This is a genomic window from Aminobacter sp. P4_D5, from assembly GCF_056401815.1.
The window spans coordinates 1-523 of the sequence record NZ_JBFUIP010001374.1; the positions used below are offsets into that span (position 1 = coordinate 1).

Here is a 523-nt window from a genome sequence, read left to right on the forward strand (position 1 = left end):
GCGGCCTCGTGAACATGGCCTATCTGCTGGACGACCGGACGCGCGTGGCCTTCATCGGCGGCACCAACCAGTCGCGCTTCGAGATCCCCAACATCCCGGGACAGCCGGCGCAGTACACCGCCTTCGGCCAGAGCAGCTACGACAGCGCAAGCCTGCGCGCGCGGCAGTGGCAGCGTTCCAGCTTCGGCGTGCTGGCCGTGCAGCACTCGCGGGATGCGCTGGACGTGCAGCTTTCCGCCTTCCTCCGGCAGACCTCGATCAGCTACGTGCCGGACACGGTGGGCGAGGTGATCCTCTCCGGCGTCGGGGCCGAGACGCGCAAGCGCAACTATTCCGCGGGCCTGCAGGGCGACGCCTCCTGGCGCGTCGCCGAGGCGCATACGCTGCGGGCGGGCTTCTTCGCCTCCGCCGACGTCACGCGCAACATCAACAACAGCACGGTGCTGCCGCTGAACGCGCAGGGCATGGCCTATGATGCGCCCTTCACCATCCAGGAGCGCGGCCGCATCGAGGGCCAGCTCTA

Annotated in this window: 1 pseudogene; it reads left to right on the forward strand. The window is 69.0% G+C overall.

The window, feature by feature from the left end:
• Window positions 1-14: 14 nt before the first annotated feature.
• A pseudogene (locus AC1DWF_RS38490) lies at window positions 15-523 on the forward strand (TonB-dependent receptor); the annotation flags it as partial.